The sequence below is a fragment of the Paenibacillus sp. V4I9 genome, from assembly GCF_030817295.1.
In the GTDB taxonomy this organism is placed as follows: Bacteria; Bacillota; Bacilli; order Paenibacillales; family NBRC-103111; genus Paenibacillus_E.
Genome location: NZ_JAUSZE010000001.1, coordinates 2,710,283 through 2,728,678, shown reverse-complemented (window position 1 = coordinate 2,728,678; position 18,396 = coordinate 2,710,283). Strand labels below are relative to the sequence as shown.

The 18,396-nt window shown below is 45.3% G+C and carries 20 protein-coding genes; 3 read left to right on the top strand and 17 right to left on the bottom strand.

Translation table 11 applies throughout. From position 1 onward, the window contains the following. Positions 1-2: 2 nt before the first annotated feature. Genes aroA through crcB (QFZ81_RS12470) form a run of 3 tightly spaced genes read right to left on the bottom strand, consistent with a single transcriptional unit; the run spans position 3 to position 2,064 of the window. Positions 3-1,301 (bottom strand): 3-phosphoshikimate 1-carboxyvinyltransferase, encoded by a 1,299-nt coding sequence (gene aroA / locus QFZ81_RS12480; RefSeq protein ID WP_307602945.1) that lies wholly within the window; start codon positions 1,299-1,301, stop codon positions 3-5. 26 nt (positions 1,302-1,327) lie between these two features. After that, complete coding sequence (crcB, locus tag QFZ81_RS12475; protein WP_307606882.1) at positions 1,328-1,684, bottom strand: fluoride efflux transporter CrcB; 357 nt, start codon at positions 1,682-1,684, stop codon at positions 1,328-1,330. Beyond that, a complete protein-coding gene (gene crcB, locus QFZ81_RS12470; protein ID WP_307443905.1) occupies positions 1,684-2,064 on the bottom strand; it encodes a fluoride efflux transporter CrcB in 381 nt (126 codons plus the stop codon). Before crcB (QFZ81_RS12470) ends, crcB (QFZ81_RS12475) begins: the two co-directional genes overlap by 1 nt. Positions 2,065-2,173: 109 nt before the next feature. Here crcB (QFZ81_RS12470) and QFZ81_RS12465 point away from each other — a divergent pair, with 109 nt between their 5' ends. Next, the gene (locus QFZ81_RS12465; protein WP_307443906.1) at positions 2,174-2,464 is read left to right on the top strand and encodes a rhodanese-like domain-containing protein; all 291 of its coding nucleotides are present in this window, start codon (positions 2,174-2,176) and stop codon (positions 2,462-2,464) included. 23 nt (positions 2,465-2,487) lie between these two features. On the opposite strand, the gene QFZ81_RS12460 is transcribed toward QFZ81_RS12465, so the two are convergent. Next, entirely contained in the window at positions 2,488-3,063 is a 576-nt protein-coding gene (locus QFZ81_RS12460; RefSeq protein WP_307602943.1) for a shikimate kinase, read from the bottom strand. Positions 3,064-3,141: 78 nt separating this feature from the next. On the opposite strand from QFZ81_RS12460, the gene QFZ81_RS12455 reads away from it, so the two are divergent. Further along, the gene (locus QFZ81_RS12455) at positions 3,142-3,465 is read left to right on the top strand and encodes a hypothetical protein (protein WP_057302951.1); all 324 of its coding nucleotides are present in this window, start codon (positions 3,142-3,144) and stop codon (positions 3,463-3,465) included. Between the two features lie 14 nt (positions 3,466-3,479). Here QFZ81_RS12455 and gndA read toward each other — a convergent pair whose 3' ends face one another. The 10 genes from gndA to QFZ81_RS12405 form a co-directional block, all read right to left on the bottom strand. After that, a complete protein-coding gene (gene gndA / locus QFZ81_RS12450) occupies positions 3,480-4,892 on the bottom strand; it encodes an NADP-dependent phosphogluconate dehydrogenase (RefSeq protein WP_307443910.1) in 1,413 nt (470 codons plus the stop codon). Between the two features lie 32 nt (positions 4,893-4,924). Continuing rightward, on the bottom strand, positions 4,925-5,692 hold the full coding sequence (locus QFZ81_RS12445; protein ID WP_307602941.1) for an SDR family oxidoreductase: 768 nt from the start codon (positions 5,690-5,692) through the stop codon (positions 4,925-4,927). A 61-nt stretch (positions 5,693-5,753) separates the two neighbouring features. Beyond that, positions 5,754-7,322 carry a gluconokinase gene (gntK, locus tag QFZ81_RS12440; RefSeq protein ID WP_307443914.1) on the bottom strand — a complete coding sequence of 523 codons (1,569 nt, stop codon included), beginning with the start codon at positions 7,320-7,322 and terminating at the stop codon, positions 5,754-5,756. Further along, on the bottom strand, positions 7,319-8,590 hold the full coding sequence (locus tag QFZ81_RS12435) for a nickel pincer cofactor-dependent isomerase, group 22 (RefSeq protein ID WP_307602939.1): 1,272 nt from the start codon (positions 8,588-8,590) through the stop codon (positions 7,319-7,321). Before QFZ81_RS12435 ends, gntK begins: the two co-directional genes overlap by 4 nt. Before the next feature lie 18 nt (positions 8,591-8,608). Continuing rightward, positions 8,609-9,613 (bottom strand): LacI family DNA-binding transcriptional regulator, encoded by a 1,005-nt coding sequence (locus QFZ81_RS12430; RefSeq protein WP_307443919.1) that lies wholly within the window; start codon positions 9,611-9,613, stop codon positions 8,609-8,611. Between the two features lie 102 nt (positions 9,614-9,715). Beyond that, the gene (locus tag QFZ81_RS12425) at positions 9,716-11,017 is read right to left on the bottom strand and encodes a 6-phospho-beta-glucosidase (RefSeq protein WP_307602937.1); all 1,302 of its coding nucleotides are present in this window, start codon (positions 11,015-11,017) and stop codon (positions 9,716-9,718) included. A gap of 5 nt (positions 11,018-11,022) precedes the next feature. After that, complete coding sequence (locus QFZ81_RS12420; protein ID WP_307443921.1) at positions 11,023-12,021, bottom strand: N-acetylglucosamine kinase; 999 nt, start codon at positions 12,019-12,021, stop codon at positions 11,023-11,025. Between the two features lie 30 nt (positions 12,022-12,051). Continuing rightward, positions 12,052-13,047, bottom strand: a complete 996-nt coding sequence (locus tag QFZ81_RS12415) for a LacI family DNA-binding transcriptional regulator (protein ID WP_307443922.1) — start codon at positions 13,045-13,047, stop codon at positions 12,052-12,054. Positions 13,048-13,499: 452 nt separating this feature from the next. Beyond that, positions 13,500-14,096: a hypothetical protein gene (locus tag QFZ81_RS12410; protein WP_171648607.1), complete on the bottom strand. Its 597-nt coding sequence runs from the start codon at positions 14,094-14,096 to the stop codon at positions 13,500-13,502. 216 nt (positions 14,097-14,312) lie between these two features. Beyond that, positions 14,313-14,549 carry a DUF6953 family protein gene (locus QFZ81_RS12405; protein WP_056833181.1) on the bottom strand — a complete coding sequence of 79 codons (237 nt, stop codon included), beginning with the start codon at positions 14,547-14,549 and terminating at the stop codon, positions 14,313-14,315. Positions 14,550-14,768: 219 nt separating this feature from the next. Here QFZ81_RS12405 and QFZ81_RS12400 point away from each other — a divergent pair, with 219 nt between their 5' ends. Further along, on the top strand, positions 14,769-14,867 hold the full coding sequence (locus tag QFZ81_RS12400; RefSeq protein ID WP_307443928.1) for a YjcZ family sporulation protein: 99 nt from the start codon (positions 14,769-14,771) through the stop codon (positions 14,865-14,867). 56 nt (positions 14,868-14,923) lie between these two features. Here the strand turns inward: QFZ81_RS12400 and QFZ81_RS12395 are convergent, their stop codons facing one another. The 3 genes from QFZ81_RS12395 to QFZ81_RS12385 are packed head-to-tail and all read right to left on the bottom strand — an operon-like array spanning position 14,924 to position 18,206. Beyond that, the gene (locus QFZ81_RS12395; RefSeq protein ID WP_307602935.1) at positions 14,924-16,078 is read right to left on the bottom strand and encodes an ABC transporter permease; all 1,155 of its coding nucleotides are present in this window, start codon (positions 16,076-16,078) and stop codon (positions 14,924-14,926) included. Continuing rightward, positions 16,071-17,258: an ABC transporter permease gene (locus tag QFZ81_RS12390; RefSeq protein WP_307602933.1), complete on the bottom strand. Its 1,188-nt coding sequence runs from the start codon at positions 17,256-17,258 to the stop codon at positions 16,071-16,073. The genes QFZ81_RS12395 and QFZ81_RS12390 overlap by 8 nt, the downstream gene beginning before the upstream one ends. Positions 17,259-17,270: 12 nt before the next feature. Next, complete coding sequence (locus QFZ81_RS12385; RefSeq protein WP_307443935.1) at positions 17,271-18,206, bottom strand: ABC transporter ATP-binding protein; 936 nt, start codon at positions 18,204-18,206, stop codon at positions 17,271-17,273. Positions 18,207-18,396 lie beyond the last annotated feature (190 nt).

The window sequence follows — 18,396 nt, the reverse complement described above, 5'->3', positions numbered from 1 at the left end:
ATCTATGTCTCACTCACAAGTTCAACCTGAGCACCAATGGAACGTAAATGGTCAAAATACTGCGGGTAGGATTTGGCCACATGATGGGCATCATGAATAATCAAACCCTTCTCAGAACGAAGACCTACAACAGTTAAAGCCATAATGACTCTGTGATCGAAATGGGCATTAATTTCGACCCCGCCTGTGACACCTTGTGGTTTACCATGCACAATAATTTCACTTTGGCGTTCTTCAACATCAGCACCGGCTTTACGCAGCTCGTTCAAATAATCGGTGATACGGTCGCACTCTTTATAACGTAAATTTTCGACATTGTAGAACCGAGAAGTACCTTCTGCAAATACAGCTGCTGCAACCATAGCAAGCACGGCATCTGTGAAGTGATCACCATCAAACTCGCCAGCAACCAGCTTCTGGTTGCCTTTCACATGCACAACACCATTGTCATGAGTTAAATTGACACCCATTGCTCGCAGGACATCCACACAAGCCTTCTCACCCTGCTTGCTATTCTCTTCAAGACGAAGAACGCGTACATCTGAATTCGTCACTGCCGCAGCTGCTAGAATCGCAGCAGAGCCCGGATAATCGCCTTGAATGACATATTCTTTGGCTTGATAGGATTGTCTACCTGGAATGCGGTAGTGCATTAGGTCATCGCTGGCGTGCACAATAATACCAGCTTGTTCTAACACTTCAAGTGTTTGACCTACAATGATTTTGGATTTCAAATCATGCAGCACTTCAATTTCACTATCCTCTTCTAGCAAAGGTGTCATAAATAAGAGAGAGCTTAGGAACTGGGAACTGACATTACCGGAAACAGTGAGCTTACCACCGCGCGGTTGCCCCCCTTTAATAGTTATCGGCAGACGTCCGTTAGAATGTTGTACTTCCACACCCATTTGTTGCAAAGTAACAATGAGATCATCATGCGGGCGCTTGCCCAGAGATTCAGGATACGTGTTTACGAATGTCACATCTGGACAAAAAGCGGCTGTAGACATCAAAAAGCGAAGTACAGCACCGGCATTCCCTACATTAAGCTCAGAAACATGATTGGGATTCTTACCAAAACCCGTAATAACGATTTTCTCATCATCTTCTTCAATAATAGCGCCCAAATCACGGACACAACGTCTCATGGCATCACTATCTTCACTATGAGCCGGATAATAGATGGTGCTCGTCCCGTCCGCAAGCGCACCAATTAGCAAATAGCGGGTAGTGTAGTTTTTGGATGAGAGAGCGTTTATTTCCCCTTGTAGATGGTCGGTTGGTTTCACGATGGCTTTCATGTCGTTGATTTCTCCTTCGTATGTGCTTATATGTAATATCCGAGGAAAGTCATAAGAATTCCACCGGTATAACTGAGTAGTGTATATAGGATCCAAGCTTGCCATAGTCCAGCTCGGAGCTGCTTAATGCTTTCGAGATTCAATGTGGAAAATGTGGTGAAAGCACCCATAAAACCCGTACCTATCAACAATTTCCAATCGTCAAATGAATGATATCTCATCAACAGGCCAAGCAAAAAACAACCCAAAAGATTTATAGTCAGTGTACCATACGGAATAGAACTTGGGAACCTGTTTGCCATGTATGTCCCTAGCTGAAATCGGCAAATTGCGCCAAAGAAACCTCCAAAACCTACCAGACAAATGGGCCATAACCAAATCATCATGAACGACGAACTCCCCCTCGAACAGACTCACCTATACGGACACCCATCCATGTAGCACCGAGTCCTCCCCATAAACTTCCCAAAACATAAATTGCGGCAAGGATCATATGCCCATGGTTTAGCATGTTTATGGTTTCATAGCTAAAGGTAGAGAACGTTGTAAAAGATCCAATAAAACCTGTTGTTATTGGTAGTCGAAGTCTAGTCGGTATGGGAAGCTTTTCGGCGAACGTTATAAACCCAAGTATCAGACAACCGATTAAATTACAAAAAAAAGTTCCCCAAGGAAAAACGGAAGCCAAAGTTGGATTCCATAAGGCGGAGAGCCCAAATCGGGCAATGGCGCCTAATATCCCGGCTAAACCAATGTAGAGCATGATTACACAACTCCTGTTTATTAACCGTAGGTTTGACATCTTTACTTTTTGTTTCTATCATTACTTGTAATGGGGCTTTTTCCCTACATAACAAGCATGGAGGTCCGAAATGGATACGATTTTACCATCCGAAATCAAAGAAAGACTGGACCGCGGCGAAAATTTAGCGATTGTCGATGTTCGCGAAGACGAAGAAGTAGCTGCCGGTATCATCCAAGGAGCTATACATATTCCGCTAGCTCAATTGCCAGACCGCATCAATGAAATCCCCCAAGTCGAAGAGCTTATTCTCGTTTGCCGCAGCGGAAACCGCAGTGGGCGCGCAATTAGCTTCTTGGAGGCACAAGGCTATAAAGGTCTTAAAAACATGACAGGCGGCATGCTGGAGTGGGAGGACTAAGCTTCTTAGCTTGTCCCCTCCTCCTAAATTTCAGCTTGCTGGATGATAAGTGCGGTAATCTCGTCCGTTGTTAATTGCGTTGTATCAATAACCGAATGCGCGAAATCATAAGCAGACTTACGTTGTTCAAGCAGTAGGTGAACGCGCTCCTCTAAATTCCCCTGCAGCAAAGGACGACTGGTATCGCTGCTCACTCTTTGAATGATGATCTCTGGTAATGCTTTCAACGCTACCACAAAGCCATTCTGCAGCATACAATCTCGATTACACTCGGCCAGCACTGCGCCGCCGCCAGTAGCCACAACTTGTCCTTTACGAGCTAATATATGTTCCAGCGCCTTACTTTCCAAAGCGCGAAAATGCGATTCACCATGAATACGAAACAAGTCAGAAATGCTTGTCTGATACTCTTCTTCCAGAGCCGCATCCGAATCTTGAAAGATCCAACCCAGATGCTCTGCCAGCTTCTTTCCAACAGTTGATTTCCCTGTCCCCATAAATCCTACAAGTACAATATTGCTTGCTGTCACGTTAATCCCCTTTTCCCATATGCTGTTCATACAAACTTTCCCAACATCATAACATAGCCAAATCGACATGAATACAATCCACCAAAAAATCATATAGTAGTGTGAATAAATTCCAGCACAAACAGTTAAGATTTTAAGAGAGACCATATGCCGACAAGGAGAGATGGAGCTTTGAACCCAACTGTTGCCTATCAAAACCGCACAAAAGGCAAACTGGAGCAAATTTTACACCCAAGCTATACGCTTTGCAAAGAGGATGTTGTGTGGATACTGGAGTTTATTAAGAAAAAAGTGGCTGAAGAAGACCCGCTTATGCAAGGTCTTACTCAACCACGATTATTAAGAAATTTTCGCTATTTTGCCGAAGTCTCCCTGATGCTCATCCACAGACGGAACGGCTTTGATCAAGAAGCCGATCGTTTGAAAATGTGGCTGCGTGAAGCGGCATACGGTTTGCAGGAAGAGGCTTAAAAAGCCTTATCCTCTTAGTTTTCCATCCAATTGTAGTGGAAGGAACCTTCTTTGTCCACACGTTGGAACGTGTGTGCACCAAAATAATCGCGCTGCGCTTGCAGCAAGTTAGCTGGCAATCTTTCCGTACGGTAGCTATCGTAGTAGGCAAGTGCCGATGCGAAAGAAGGAACAGCAATACCGCGAGTAACCGCTTCTGCAATGACTTGTCTCCATGATTGTTGATAGTTGTCTACAACACCGTTGAAGTAAGAATCAAGCAGCAGGTTTTTGAGTCCAGGATCACGGTCATAGGCTTCCATAATATTTTGCAGGAATCTAGCACGAATGATACAGCCGCCACGGAAGATCTTCGCGATATTGCCATATTTCAGATCCCAGTTATATTCCTCGGAAGCAGCTCTCATTTGAGCAAAGCCTTGGGCATAAGAACAAATTTTACTTGCGTAAAGCGCTTGGCGAACAGCCTCGATAAACGCTTTGCGATCGCCTGTAAAGGCTGGAGCATCAGGTCCTTTGAGCACTTTGCTTGCCGCTACGCGTTCTTCCTTCATCGCGGAGATGAAACGGGAGAATACGGATTCTGTAATAATGGAAAGCGGTACGCCTAGATCCAGAGCACTTTGACTGGTCCATTTTCCTGTTCCTTTTTGACCAGCGGAATCCAGAATAACATCAACCATAGGCTTGCCGGTTTCAGCATCATATTTGGTGAAAATATCACGTGTAATTTCGATCAAGTAGCTGTCGAGCTCGCCATTATTCCATTCTGTGAAGATCTCGTGAAGCTCTTCTACGCTTACATTCAGAACATCTTTCAACAATTGGTAGGCTTCGCAGATAAGCTGCATATCGCCATACTCAATGCCGTTATGCACCATTTTCACGTAATGACCAGCGCCATCAGGTCCGATATAAGTACAGCAAGCATCGTCGCCCACTTTGGCAGAAATCGCAGTAAGAATAGGCTCAACGAGTTTATATGCGTCTTCTTGTCCGCCTGGCATAATAGATGGGCCTTTAAGCGCGCCTTCTTCACCGCCGGAAACACCCGTGCCAACGAAGCGGATACCTTGCTCAGCAAGCTCTTTATTACGGCGCTGCGTATCTGGGAAGAACGCATTGCCTCCATCGATCAGGATATCGCCTTTATCCAAATAAGGAACTAGTTGGTTAATGGTATCGTCAGTAGGACCGCCTGCTTTAACCATAATCAAAATTTTGCGTGGAACTTCGAGCGATTGCACGAATTCTTCAATGCTGTATGTACCTACTAATTGTTTGCCTGGGGCTTCTTGCAGAAGCTCTTTTGTTTTTTCAGCAGAACGGTTAAAAACGGATACAGTGAATCCTCTGCTCTCAATGTTTAAAGCCAAGTTTTTACCCATAACCGCTAGACCGACTACACCAATTTGTTGTTTAGACATCTCTCTCATACACCCTTCCGATAAATAAATATTTAAATCGTCATCGCGCCAAAACCGCCATCCACTCTTAAAACAGAACCTGTTACAAAGCTAGAAGCTTGTTCAGAAGCAAGGAACACAGCAGCACCCTGAAGCTCAGACGCTTCACCGAATCGATTCATTGGCGTATGACGCATGATGGACTCGACACGTTCCGGCGATAGAATCTTACGATTCTGCTCCGCCGGGAAGAATCCAGGAATAATCGCGTTAACACGCACTCGGCTAGGAGCGAATTCACGGGCTAGATTCTGCGTAATGTTATTGACAGCTGCTTTGGAAGCGGAGTAAGTGAATACACGGGAAAGCGGCGGATCTGACGAAACGGATGAAATATTAATAATACTTCCTCCCTCTCCTCGATCAACCATGTATTTCCCAAACACTTGGCAGGCTAACACGACACTTTTCAAATTAACCTCCATAATAGAATCCCATTCTTCCATGGAAATGTCAAAGAAAGGTGTGGCACTATTTTTGCCGGGGCAGTTCATTAGAATATCCGCACCGCCGGACCAAGCGATAACTTCTTTGAGAACAAGCTCCAAATCTTCCCGTCTCGTAGCATCAGCTTGAAAGGTATGTGCTTCCCCGCCAATGGCTTCAATGCTCTGGCGAACCTGATCACTTTTCTCTTGATTACGACCGACGATGGCTACTTTCGCTCCATGTCCAGCCAGAGCAAGAGCCATTGACCCTCCAAGTGTGCTGTTGCCGCCAATAATAACTGCTGTTTTCCCTGTAAGATTGAATAAATTCATTGTCTTCATCCCCTCCGGCATTTTGCTTGTCAATCCTTCTTAACAAGCCTAAGCTAATTTATCATTGAGGGCTCCGTAGGTGCTGTTGTTGAAAGGCGGTAATCGCATCGAATTGATCTTTTAACTGATGATATACGCTTGTATAAATAGATGTCAATTGTTGATAGATGCGATAATCGTTTTCATTCACCTCGTGAGCCTTTCCTACCTGAATCCATTGATGAGCGTGAGATAGATCTTCGATTTCCCCCATCGCGAGCAGACCTAGCAAAGCTGCGCCGATCCCTGAGCTTTCAATCGAATCCGGCACAGTAACGGATGTGCCGAGCATATTCGTCATCATCTGGCGCCAAAAATCAGATCGGGCAAATCCACCAGACGCGCGAATCACAGTGGCAGGTCCCATAATCCGTTCCAAGGAAGCGCTAACTGCTTGGATCGAGAACATGACACCCTCGAGCGCTGCACGAATCATATGCTTCTTCTGATGGCTAAGTGAAAGCCCGAAGTAAACACCGCGTGCATTCGCGTTCCAATAAGGCGCACGTTCGCCGGAAAGCAGCGGCAGGAACAGCAGGCCATCAGAGCCCGCAGCAACTTGTGACGCCAGCTCCGTCAAATAATCATAGGGATCGATTCCCAGGCGGCGGGCTTCTTCTGCTTCCGCCGTAGCGATCTGGTCTCTCACCCAACGGAAAACGATGCCACCGTTGTTGATTGGTCCGCCCACGACCCAGAAGTTTTCTGTTAGCGCATAGCAGAACAGCTTGCCTTCGGGGTCGGTTTGCGGCTTGGTGACGACACTGCGCACGGCACCGCTGGTGCCGATAGTGACGGCGACGACACCGGGCTCGAAAGCGCCTACGCCGAGATTCGCGAGGACGCCGTCGGATGCGCCGATAACGAACGGCGTGTTCTCGGACAAGCCCATTGCGGAGGCTAACTCGGCGCTGAGCCCTTCTACGCGGTGCGTTGTCGGCACCAGCTCAGACAGCTGCTCCGGCGTCACACCGGCCTGACCAAGCGCTTCTTCATCCCAATCGAGCTTCTCCAGATTGAATAGCCCTGTTGCACTGGCTAGTGAATGGTCAATGAGATAACGACCAAACAGCTTCGCGAAGACGTACTCCTTGATGCCAATGAACTTGTAAGTTTCCTTGACGAGCCCTGGCTCGTTATCACGGAACCACATCAATTTGAGAAGTGGTGACATCGGGTGAATCGGCGTTCCTGTACGCGAGTAAATCTGCTGACCTAGGCCGCTGCGCTTAAGCTCTTCCGCATATTGCGCACTGCGATTATCCGCCCAGGTAATGCATGGGGTCAGTGGCTTCGTCTTCTCGTCAACAGCAATGAGGCTGTGCATGGCTGAGCTGAAGGAGACGCAGAGCACTTGGTCAGCTGTGATACTAATCTTGCGAACAACAGCGCCAATTCCTTGGACAACAGCATTGAAGATTTGATCCGGATCTTGTTCGGCCCGATCAGCGGCTGGTGTGAAAAGGGGATATTCAATAGAGTGCGAGGCTAGAACTCGACCATCCCGATCGATCACGAGCGTCTTCGTGCTCGTTGTCCCAATATCCGCCGCGACAATGTAAGGCTTATCTCTGACTGTATCAACTGTCATTTGCTAATATTCCCCTCTGCATCAAATGAAAGTTCATATGGTTCTGATAGAATTTCAATATCCGGATGCTGACGAGCTGCATCTAACAAATTCACGGAAATTTCAATTTCGCCCAGATGAAGTGTATCTTGAATCCAAACTAGCTTGCAGGTCGTATAATCTAGAATGTTACAGGTTTTAACCGCTGCTTTGATCGCGTAGAAATCGTTCTCCAGCGTTGTTGCGATCTTGGTAGGCGCACATACGGTTGACGTTAGTCCGTTCGCGTAAGTGAACTCCAAATTCGTTTTATCCACTAGTCTTTGAGTAGTGAAATCAGCTGTTCCTACACCGTTGGCGTTACCCTTCGTTTCTGGCGTTAAGTCCAGAACAACCATTTTGGCAACCTCTGGGCCGCCATGCGCGTATGGTGTTGGGTAGCGGCCGGTAACATTGGGATCCATGCCATCGCCGCTAATATTTTTGCCAATATAATCAATGACAAGAACATCGATTTCGTCGAATAAAATCTTCGGCAGACGCGATTTTGCTTCAATTAGCAGTTGTTCCTCCCGCACTTCAATTTCAGCTGCAGGCAGCACTTCCACTTGGCATGTCTCATCATAGGCATTTTCTACTAGCGCGACGCCAAACACGATGGGCAGCTTCTCGATCATCAAATTGGCCATGGCCGGCACATTCTCAGCCATATACTTGAAGCCAAGCTGGTGGCAGGCTTCAGCGCCTTTCTGCTTCCCTAACCCGATGGCGATCATCTTCATGATCCCGCTCTCAATACGTCCACGAAACGCCGTATGCGGCTTCACGCGGTTAATAACGACAATAGCATCTGCCTCAGAAGCAATGCGATCAACATAAACCGGCAAGCCGTTAGGCAGTTGGTCGATCTTCACGACTTCCATGGAAGAACGGATAGGGGCACCCATCGAGGCTTCCGTAATGCCAAAATGCTGCAATACCTCCGTTTGTCCTTCGGCAGTAGCACCACCATGACTTCCCATACAAGGTACGATAAACGGGAACGCACCTCTATCTTTTATGGCGTCAATGGTCGTTTTGGTGAAGCCAGCGATATTAGCGATCCCCCTGCTTCCCACAGCAACAGCAACCTGCTGACCGGGATGAATGCTTTCCATAACTCCGCTGCTGGCAAGTTTATTCACTAATTCCAATTCTGGATTTTCCAAAATGGTACGATCAAACTTCTGCCGAATCTTAATCATTTTGGGAATCGGAATATCAATTAATAACTCTCTCAGAATGCTCATCGACTAATCCCTCTTTCCTTATGGCGTCAATAACCGTACGGATTCCCGCACGATCAACTCTGTTTTTAAAAGCAACTGCTCCGTTTCGTGCTGCTTATTTTCTATATTTCCAAGAAGTCGCAAAGCGCCTTCTCTACTAATTTGCTCAATCGGTCTGCGAACGGTTGTCAGTGCTGGGGTTACGTAGGCTGCGAATACTGTGTCGTCAAAACCTACCACTGAGATATCGTTAGGCACGTTCATCCCGGCTTCCGACACCGCTTTCATTGCCCCAAGCGCCATTTCATCATTACAGCAAAATACGGCCGTCGGTCTTTCATCCAGCGTCAAAAATTGCTGCATGGCCTTATGTCCGCTCTCCAGATCGTACAGTCCCGGCATGCGATATACGGGTGGAACAGTAATCTGGTAATGCTTCATCGCTCGTTCGAAGCCGTCTTTCCGATTCTGAGCGGATTTAAATCCTTTGCGACCCTCAACGAGAGCAATTCGCTTATGTCCCTGCTCAATCAAATAAGAGGCTGCCAGAAATGCGCCTTGCTCCTCATCGGAGAGAACATTCAGCACACCTGAAGTTTCAACAGGGCGATTCAGCACAACTTGCGGGATACCTTTACTGGCAATGTGGTCAATGATGGCTTGATCGTCATCACTCTGACTGACAACAACAATACCGTCGAAGCTTTTCCTCGTAATCGAGTGAAAACTGGTGTAATCATCAATCCCTTTAACGATCAATTGGTAACGATCCTGTATGACACTATTGACACCACGGATAGCTTCATAGAAGAAGCCGGCGGAAGTTCCTTTACTTAGTGTGGTAAAGAACAGCCCCAAGTTATACGAACGATCCAATACCAAACTCTTCGCACTGTAATTAGGCGTGTAATCCATCTGTTCAGCGATGATTCGGATGCGCTCCTTTGTCTCCTCTTGAATGAGCGGACTGTTGTTCAGTGCTCTGGAAACCGTTGTATGAGACACACCTGCAAGCTTGGCAATATCCTTAATGGTAACGCTCATACCTTCACCTCTATCAGAAGCATATCACATCTATGCACACGTTAACAATAGTCTATTTCACAACAAAAAAACTCCCTTCTCAAGGAGCTTCCTCTTCTTGTATTATTTGAAAAAAGCCGGTAAATACGCTCTATTCTTCTCCAGCATTTCTTCCATAAGCGTCTTGGCTACTGCCACTGACGGAACCAAAGGATGGTTAACCAACGCTTGTAGAACGAGATCTCTACTGCCTGTAACAGCAGCTTCAATGGTGAGGCGTTCATATGTTTTGACTGCATGAATAAGGCCTTTGACATGTTCAGGAACTTTGGTCAAGCCCATTGGAATAGGACCACCCGCTGTAATGACACAATTCACTTCAATACAAGCATCCTTCGGCAAAAAGTCGATGATGTTATCGTTCATAACGTTCAGCGTTTGAATATCCCGCTTATCATTGTAAATGGAATCCATGAGATTGACAGCTGCCTCGGAATAGTAAGCGCCCCCGCGTTTCTCCAGCTGTTTAGGCTTCTCCTGCAGGTCAGGATCTTGATAAAGCTCGAACAATTCATCCTCAACGCGTTTCACAACTTCCGCCCGAGTACCATTTTCTTTGAGCGACGCCAACTGTTCTTCAAGCATGATATCCGTCATGTAAAAATATTTCAAATAGTAGGAAGGCAGGGATTGCAGCGAACGCAAGAAATCCGCATCCCATTCGCTTGCCGGTACGTTTTTGCCGCTATATTCTTCTTTGCGATCCAGCAATTCAGCTAATTTATCCTCGCCTCTGATTTCAGCACGCGTTACCCAGTGGAGATGGTTTAACCCAACGAACTCGGTGTAGATCTGTTCAGGAGCAGCATCATACTTGTTCATTAACCATTTGTGCAAGCCGATAGGCGCATTGCAAAGGCCTATGCTTTTTACTTTGGAGTACTTATGAATCGCCTCAGTCACCATACCTGCCGGATTCGTGAAGTTCAGCAGCCACGCGTTAGGGCTCAGTTCTTCGATATCCTTACAAATATCAAGCAGTACAGGAATCGTACGAAGCGCTTTCATCATCCCGCCCGGACCGGTCGTTTCCTGACCAATAACACCGTATTTATTAGGAATATGCTCATCCCATTTACGGGCTTCCAAAAGACCTACACGCATTTGCGTACTTACGAAATCCGCATTTTCGATCGCTTTTCTGCGATCCAAGGTTAAGTGCACCTCGATCGGCAAACCGGACTTCTCGATCATTCTTTTTGCCAAATTACCGACGATCTCCAGCTTGTGCTTACCTGCTTCCACATCCACAAACCAAAGCTCTCTTACAGGCAGCTGGGCATATCTTAAGATAAAACCTTCTACGATTTCCGGCGTATAAGATGAACCTCCGCCAATGATGGCAATTTTCAATGCATCTCTCATTGCACTCACATCCTAGTCTTATCTAATAATTGTATGGTTTGATAATCGGACACGGTCCGGAGTTTCTCGTACACATCTATGGTAACGGGGTTACCTGCGGCTTCCATCGCCATCCAAACTGCGCCAACCACAGGTTCAACGTTCAATTTCACAATTGTCGCATTGGAGGCGACTTCGCTCACTGCCTTTTCAATATAAGAATGAATAAATGGCCCGTCACCTCTTGCAATGACACTGCCCGCAAGCACAACTTGAAAAGTCTCTTGCTCCATGTTTAAACGTTTAATTACAGCTGTGGCTGACTTCCCAAGCTCTTCCCCTTGCACCCTGAGAATGCGGCAGGCGACTTCATCTCCCTGCGCCGCGGCTTGGAACAACAGTTTGGTCGTATGGAGCGGTACGGATTTGTTGTTATCCAGAAAATCATCAAACATATCCTGCACCGAATTATAGCCAAGAAACTTGATCAGCAGCTCAGTCAGCATCGTGGGTTGCTCCCTGCCATCCCATGACCGAATGACAGAACGGAAAGCCTCTACGGCAAGAGTGCCTCCCCCGCCAAAATCACCAAACTGGTAGGTGAAGCCTCCACATTGAAAAAAATCACCCTGCCTGTTCTTGCCGGCACTGTTCGTTCCACTTCCGCAGATTAAAACAACGCCAAAAGGCTGTGACGTACCCGCACGCAATGCAATCATGGTATCACAATCAAAACCATAATTCGCGAATCCCAGTCCGCCAATTAGCGGGCGAAGGATCGTATAATCAATCGGTCGATCTGCGCCAGCAAGGCCGAAAAAAGCATATTCAATGTCACTGAGTGTAAGTCCCGCCTGCTGTAGAGCCATGGCTACGGAATTTGTAATATTTCCGAGTGCTTGTTCTACACCAAGTTGATGATTGCCATTGCCGCTGTGCCCTTTACCGATTATATGTCCATGTTCATCTGTTACGAGTGTGTAGGTTTTACTCCCGCCTGCGTCTACACCCAAATAATATTTCATGCTTTCAACTCCTGAATATATCCATCATCTCTAGTTTCGTTTACTTATGGTGGATTCTCGAATGATTAATTCCGGTTCCAATTGCACCGTTATATTGCGTTTGGCTGTACCATCAATCCACTTAAGCAAAATATCAACGCCTTGCTGCCCCATTTTGTCCGCCGGTTGACGAACGGTAGTTAACCTGGGGCGGAATTCCTCCGAGAAAATCTGATCATCAAAACCAACAATTGACATATCACGCGGTATTTTGTAGCCCTCATTTTTGAGCGCGTCCATCACACCAAAAGCCGTCAGATCATCTGCGGCAAATACCGCACTCGGAAGTTTTCCCGACTGAATCCAGCCACTTGCCGCTTGATAACCGGAGGTGATGCTAAAATCACCTTTTTCAATCCAAGAAGGATCCAAACCTGCCTCCTGCATCGCACTGACGAAACCGCGCCGCCGCTCGCTGCTGCTTAAGTAAGGTGCAAGCCCGGAAATATGGGCAATCTCCGTGTGGCCTAGGTCAATTAAATGTTTCGTGGCTTCGTAACCACCTTTATAATTATCAATGATTACAGAGGATATCGATGGATGAATATGCTGATTATCCAACATGACGAAAGGAATTTTCTTCTTTTTCAATTCCATGACATAATCATCCTCATGAACCGGCGAGAGCATAATAACACCATCCACACGGTCCTCTTGGAACATAGAATTATCGAAAGATGCGAACACATCTCTTGATATCGAAAGCGCTAAGAAGTAACCTTTTTCAGCAAGCCGATCGTTAATCTCTTTGACTACTGCATCCAAGAAAGAATCATTTAATGTGGTAATGCCGAGTCCAATGATACCCGTCTTGCCACGAGCCAAGCTTCGTGCAGCTGCATTCGGATGGTAATCTAACTCTTTCATCGCTTGCAGCACTTTTTGGCGGTTTTTTTCACGTACAGTACCAGCTTGATTAATGACCCGAGAAACGGTGACGACTGACAAACCGCTTCTCTTGGCGACGTCAAAGATGCTTACTTTCATATTAAAACAACTCCTGTAGCTCTAAATTTCAGTAATCAAGTCGATTTACAGCATGTTTCCAAAGTATCACAATTAGCGTTTCAAATATACAGGAGGAATGCAAATGCAGTATCGCCATTTTCGACGCTTGCCAGCTCGTTTATGAACAGCTCATCAATCTGTGAGTAGCCCGACTCCTTCCACTGTTTTCTTTGTTGTGAATTATCATCACTTAAAGTTTAACCGCTTTAACTTTTATCGTTTACTTCCTCTTTTATTTTAGAAAATAAACACATATTATGGTAGTATCAAAAAAAGATTCACCGTAAAAGTTAAAGTGCTTTAACTTTCATAAATTGATTATATACGATGACTTTCGGGTTAACAAGCGTAATTTCACAAAAAATTTAAAGAGAGGCCCTATCTATTAACTAGATACAGACTCTCTCTTTATTTGATTCCAATATTCATTTTCACATCTCCAATAAGAGCATTTCTTGTCTCATTTCGATCAGCTTGGTTTTACTCTCCATGACCGCTTTGACATCACCTGAAGCCATAGCATCATGCAGAGTAGCCAGTTCGTAATCCAGCTCCATACGTAAAATAGGAATCCGATCGTCGGTACGTTTGGATCGCAGCGCTTGCATGACTTCCTCTACGGTCACGGCAGGCTCCTTCTGATACAGCACTTTATGTTCGATACCGCTAATCTCTACCATTCGAATAATTTCACCGAACATAATATTCTCAATGAGAATTTGCCGATCCTTGAATCTTTTTACTACAGCATGACCACGTGTATCACCAATCAGCTTCTCCATCATTTCGGCGAGCTTCTCATCTTTGAAGGAATAATTGCCTACAATTTTATACTTTTCACCGATTCGTTCGAACTTCAGCTTAATCAGCTTGCGTCCTGTGCGAATGGAAATGATGAACTGCAGCTCGCTTTCGTTCCAATACAGAGAATAACCTTCCTGAATGAGTGCTTTAATGAAGTTCCGGATTAGCCGGCGATCAAATCGTAACTCTAGGTTGCAATACTCCACTTCATGACTCTTACTCACGGCAATCCCCTCCATAATTGGCGCATATTATTTTATTTAAATATTCAGACAACTTATCTGCTTACTCTTATCTTATTATGAATTCTATGTTTTAGCAACTTGGATTATTGACATTTTTTTAAGGAAAAACGTACAAAAAAAGCTGATGCCTGTATACTAACGGCTTCAGCCCTAAACGGGAAGACTACGGCCTCTGCCTATGCAGTACCTACGTGTTTAATGCCATCCCCAGAAAAATCCATCGCGCTCCCAAGCTGCTTTACCGCCATGAAGTTTTTTAAATATTTTCTTCACATCTTTGGAAATCGCTTGATTCCCATTCTCGTTCACATAGATGAAGGATTCCCCAAAATGTTGAATTATATAGTCCACCGCTTCTTTTTGATGTAAAATACCCGCGGATTTCAACTGCTCCATCATCCATTCCGCAACTTCATTCGCCGTAACGGCCATTTACATTCTCTCCCTTTACTCGTATGTTTCTGGGGCCTGTGTACAGGCAAGTGACGTTATTGTACCATTGTAACACAATCTTCTCGAAATCATCGTTCGAATAGGTACAGGAGCACAATCATTAGTGTAAAACCTAATAGCCCATTCATTCCATAGGGGAACACCATATGCTATCTCGTAAGACAAACGAACAGATTTTTAAACGAAAGGGTGATTTAAATGGGTTATGACGCAGGTGTCGGTGGTTATAGATCTTCCGCAGCCGTTTTGGTTCTCTTCATTTTGTTGGTAATTATTTCTAGCGCTTTCTTTATCTAATACACTTAAAAACAAAAGGGCTATTCTGCAGAAGCAGGTAGCCCTTTGATTTTTAGTTAACTAACCTCAGCATCTCCCGGTCTAAGAATGACCGAACCGACACCCAAAAGAATCAGTCCAAACAAGGTGAGTACGCTCATGTGCATCCACATCTGGGACAGAGTCTGACCAGAAGCCATTCGCTGAATGGCCTCAATCACCCACTTTTGCGGAACGAAATTCGCAATCTTCTGCATCCAGTCCGGCATCAGGCTGATCGGCCAGAAACATCCGCCCAGCATACACGTTGGGGTAACGACGAGAGAATTAATCATGCCCATATTCGACGCATTCTTAACCATACTAGCTACCGCGCTGGCAATTCCCATGCATGCTAGTAAAAAAAACTCCAACAAAATAAACTGCGATACAAACGGAAGTCCATACTCATAATTCGTTACATAACGCGTAAACAACAGGATGACAAGCACCTGAAGCGTTCCAACCAAGAAACTGCCTATGAAATTCCCAAGTATAATTTCGAAAGAATGAATGGGCGCTGAATACGTTCTTGCCATTGTGCGTTGTCTTCGATCATCCATAATCACGGAAACGGTATTATTGATTAACCCCATCATGAACATCAGCATGAAACCTATTACCCTATTCATATTCGGGTTCACATACAAATTAAGATCAGTGACTTGCGCGTTCACCTGATGCTTCTCCATCTGAGAAATAGTCTTCTCCACTGCTTCACGAAGCGCTGCTTCTTGGAGCCCTTGCTGGCTATGCAGTTCAATCGTTCCTTGATATCTAGATAGAATACTATCCAGATTGATTTTGAGCGTGATCGAAGCCTCATTGATGTTTAGTTGGTACATATCTATTTGCGCAGATGCACCTTTCATCAACGTCTCGCTGAATCCTTCAGGAATTAGAAAGGCGCTGCTCACTTTTTGCTTCGTGACAACTTCTTTAAGCGCAGTTTCAGAAGCTTCTTCTTTGAGCCGATAATCTGGCAGCATCGAAAGTTCTTGCAAGAGATGGGAACCCATCGCTCCCCGATCCAAATTGATATAAGCAATATCAACCCCGTGCTCGCTCTGTTGACCAAGTACACCAATGATTAGTGAAACCGCTGCTGCTGGAATGACTAAATACATCAGAAAGCCTTTTTTCTGAAAAAGTGTACGACGCAGCATATTGAGCGCTATAAATAAGCTATTCATGATATCCCGCCTTCCGATACACAATCAGGGAAAGAAGCAACAATCCCCCGCTAATACACGCCAAAATCGATATATGATGCCCTATGATTGCAGCGTCACTTCCGAGCATTATACGAAACATACTCTGCATGGCCCAGTGATTGAGCGTAATCTCTCCCATCCGCTGCAGAAGACCTTCTGGAAGAGGTGTGAAGCCTCCACTTAGGAAAGTCATGACAAGAATGAGCATTTGGAACGTCGTGCTGATTGCTTTAGACGATTTCGCTGCCAGCATAATCAATATCGCTAGACTCATCGAAGCGACGATAATCAATAAGCAAACCAGGAAGAGATGGAAGAAGTCATTTCCCCAATCGACACCATAAAACAGAATGGTAGCACTAATAACGAGCCCTGCCTGGACGATCGAACTGAAGATATTTCCTAAGATTTTACCCAATAAAATTTGATATTCATGAATGGGCATCGCATTTAATCGGGATAACGTGTGCTTTTCTTTCTCTCCTTGCAAACCCAATGCCGCCCCCATGCCCGAGTATAACAAAAACATGACTAGCATAGACGCTGTGTAATATTGCATTGCCGTATAGTTGGAATTAGAAGAAGTAAGCTTACCAAGCCGTACATGCGAAGAAGCCTCCGCTGTCGGGTTGAATGATCCGTCACTACCTTGTTTCTGCAGTAGTTCCGCAGCCCCAGGGCCTGCTGAAATCATCGCGGATTGCATGTAATTAACTTGATCCAAAAAGGAGCGAAGCGTCATCTTAGCGGTCAAATTCTGCCCATAATCCTGGCCTAGTAACATCTCCCACTCTGCTTCTTTTCCTTCAAGCACGCGGCTGCTAAAATCACTTGGAATGATGAGTGCAAACTCCGAATCCCCTGACTTGAGCCGTTTTACCGCTTCCTCACGTGATTGAATGTTCATAGGCTGTATAATCTTCATTAACTCCGGTGTGCTGAGAAAGCTTGTAAACCCTGCGCTTAAGACGCCTGAATCTGACTGTACCACATCTACCTTAACGGGCTTCAGTGTCCGATCTTCCATTTTGAACGCACCTGAGAGCGCCGACCCCAAAATGAAAATAAGTAAAAGCGGCATCAAAAACTGAATAATGAGTACATAACGCATACGCATAAAACGCAATATTTCATACTTCGCAATGATCCAAATCGGCATGTTGACCTCCTCCTAATCCCGTAAGGTTCTTCCGGTCAACGACAGGAATAATGCCTCAAGATCAGGCTCTACCTGCGTGAGCGATTGGATTTTCACTTCGTGTTTGGAAAGGATGAACAGGATGTCCTGCAAATAGGCTTGGAAGGAACCTACCAGCAGCTCAAGTGTCTGCTCATGAATGGTGACTTGCTTAATCCGCGGATGATCCCTTAGCTCCATTACGGCTTCTTCCCTCAGGTTAGCTGCTTGAATGATAATTTTATTGTCCTGCTCAACTTTACCGCGCAATTCTTCTTGGGTTCCACAAGCAATGAGATGCCCATGATCCATGATGCCGACCCGCGTGGATATGGCGGACACTTCTTCCATGTAGTGCGAGGTATAAATGATCGTTGAGCCCATACGGTTCAGCGTCCTAACCGATTCCAGAATGTGGTTTCGGGACTGAGGATCGATGCCCACGGTAGGTTCATCCATAATAATCAGCTTTGGACGATGCATAATTGCACACGCAATATTCAATCTCCGCTTCATTCCGCCGGAAAAGGAACTTGGTTTATCACGAGCACGATCCAATAATCCTACAAATTCCAGCGCTTCCTCTACTCTTTCTTTCAGGAGCTTACCTCTTAACCCATATAATTTTGCGAAAAAAGTGACATTTTCTCGTGCTGTTAGGTTTTCGAAGATTGCGAGATCTTGTGGAACAAGACCAATTCTCCGTTTCACTTCAATTGTATCTTTCGCAACTGAGAGCCCGTCAACAAACATTTCGCCTTGATCGATTTTGAGCAGGCCGCTCAGCATCTTGATCGTAGTGCTTTTCCCAGCCCCATTGGGGCCTAACAATCCGAAAATCTCACCTTCATGAATCGATAAATTCAAATGATCGACAGAAATTTGATTGCTATACTTTTTGACAACATTTTTTAAATGAACAAAGCTCACAAGATCCTCTCCCTTTTCCCCTGTTTCCAACTGGTCTTATTACAATCATTGTATCTCCAAGGGATCCCATTAACAGGTAGAATAAGTCATTATTCAAAGGTGACAAAAGTCATTATCTGTCTATTAGACGTGTTAACCCACTTGGTTATTATGGTATACTTTGCTAATACTTGCCCTGCAAAGGAAGGAA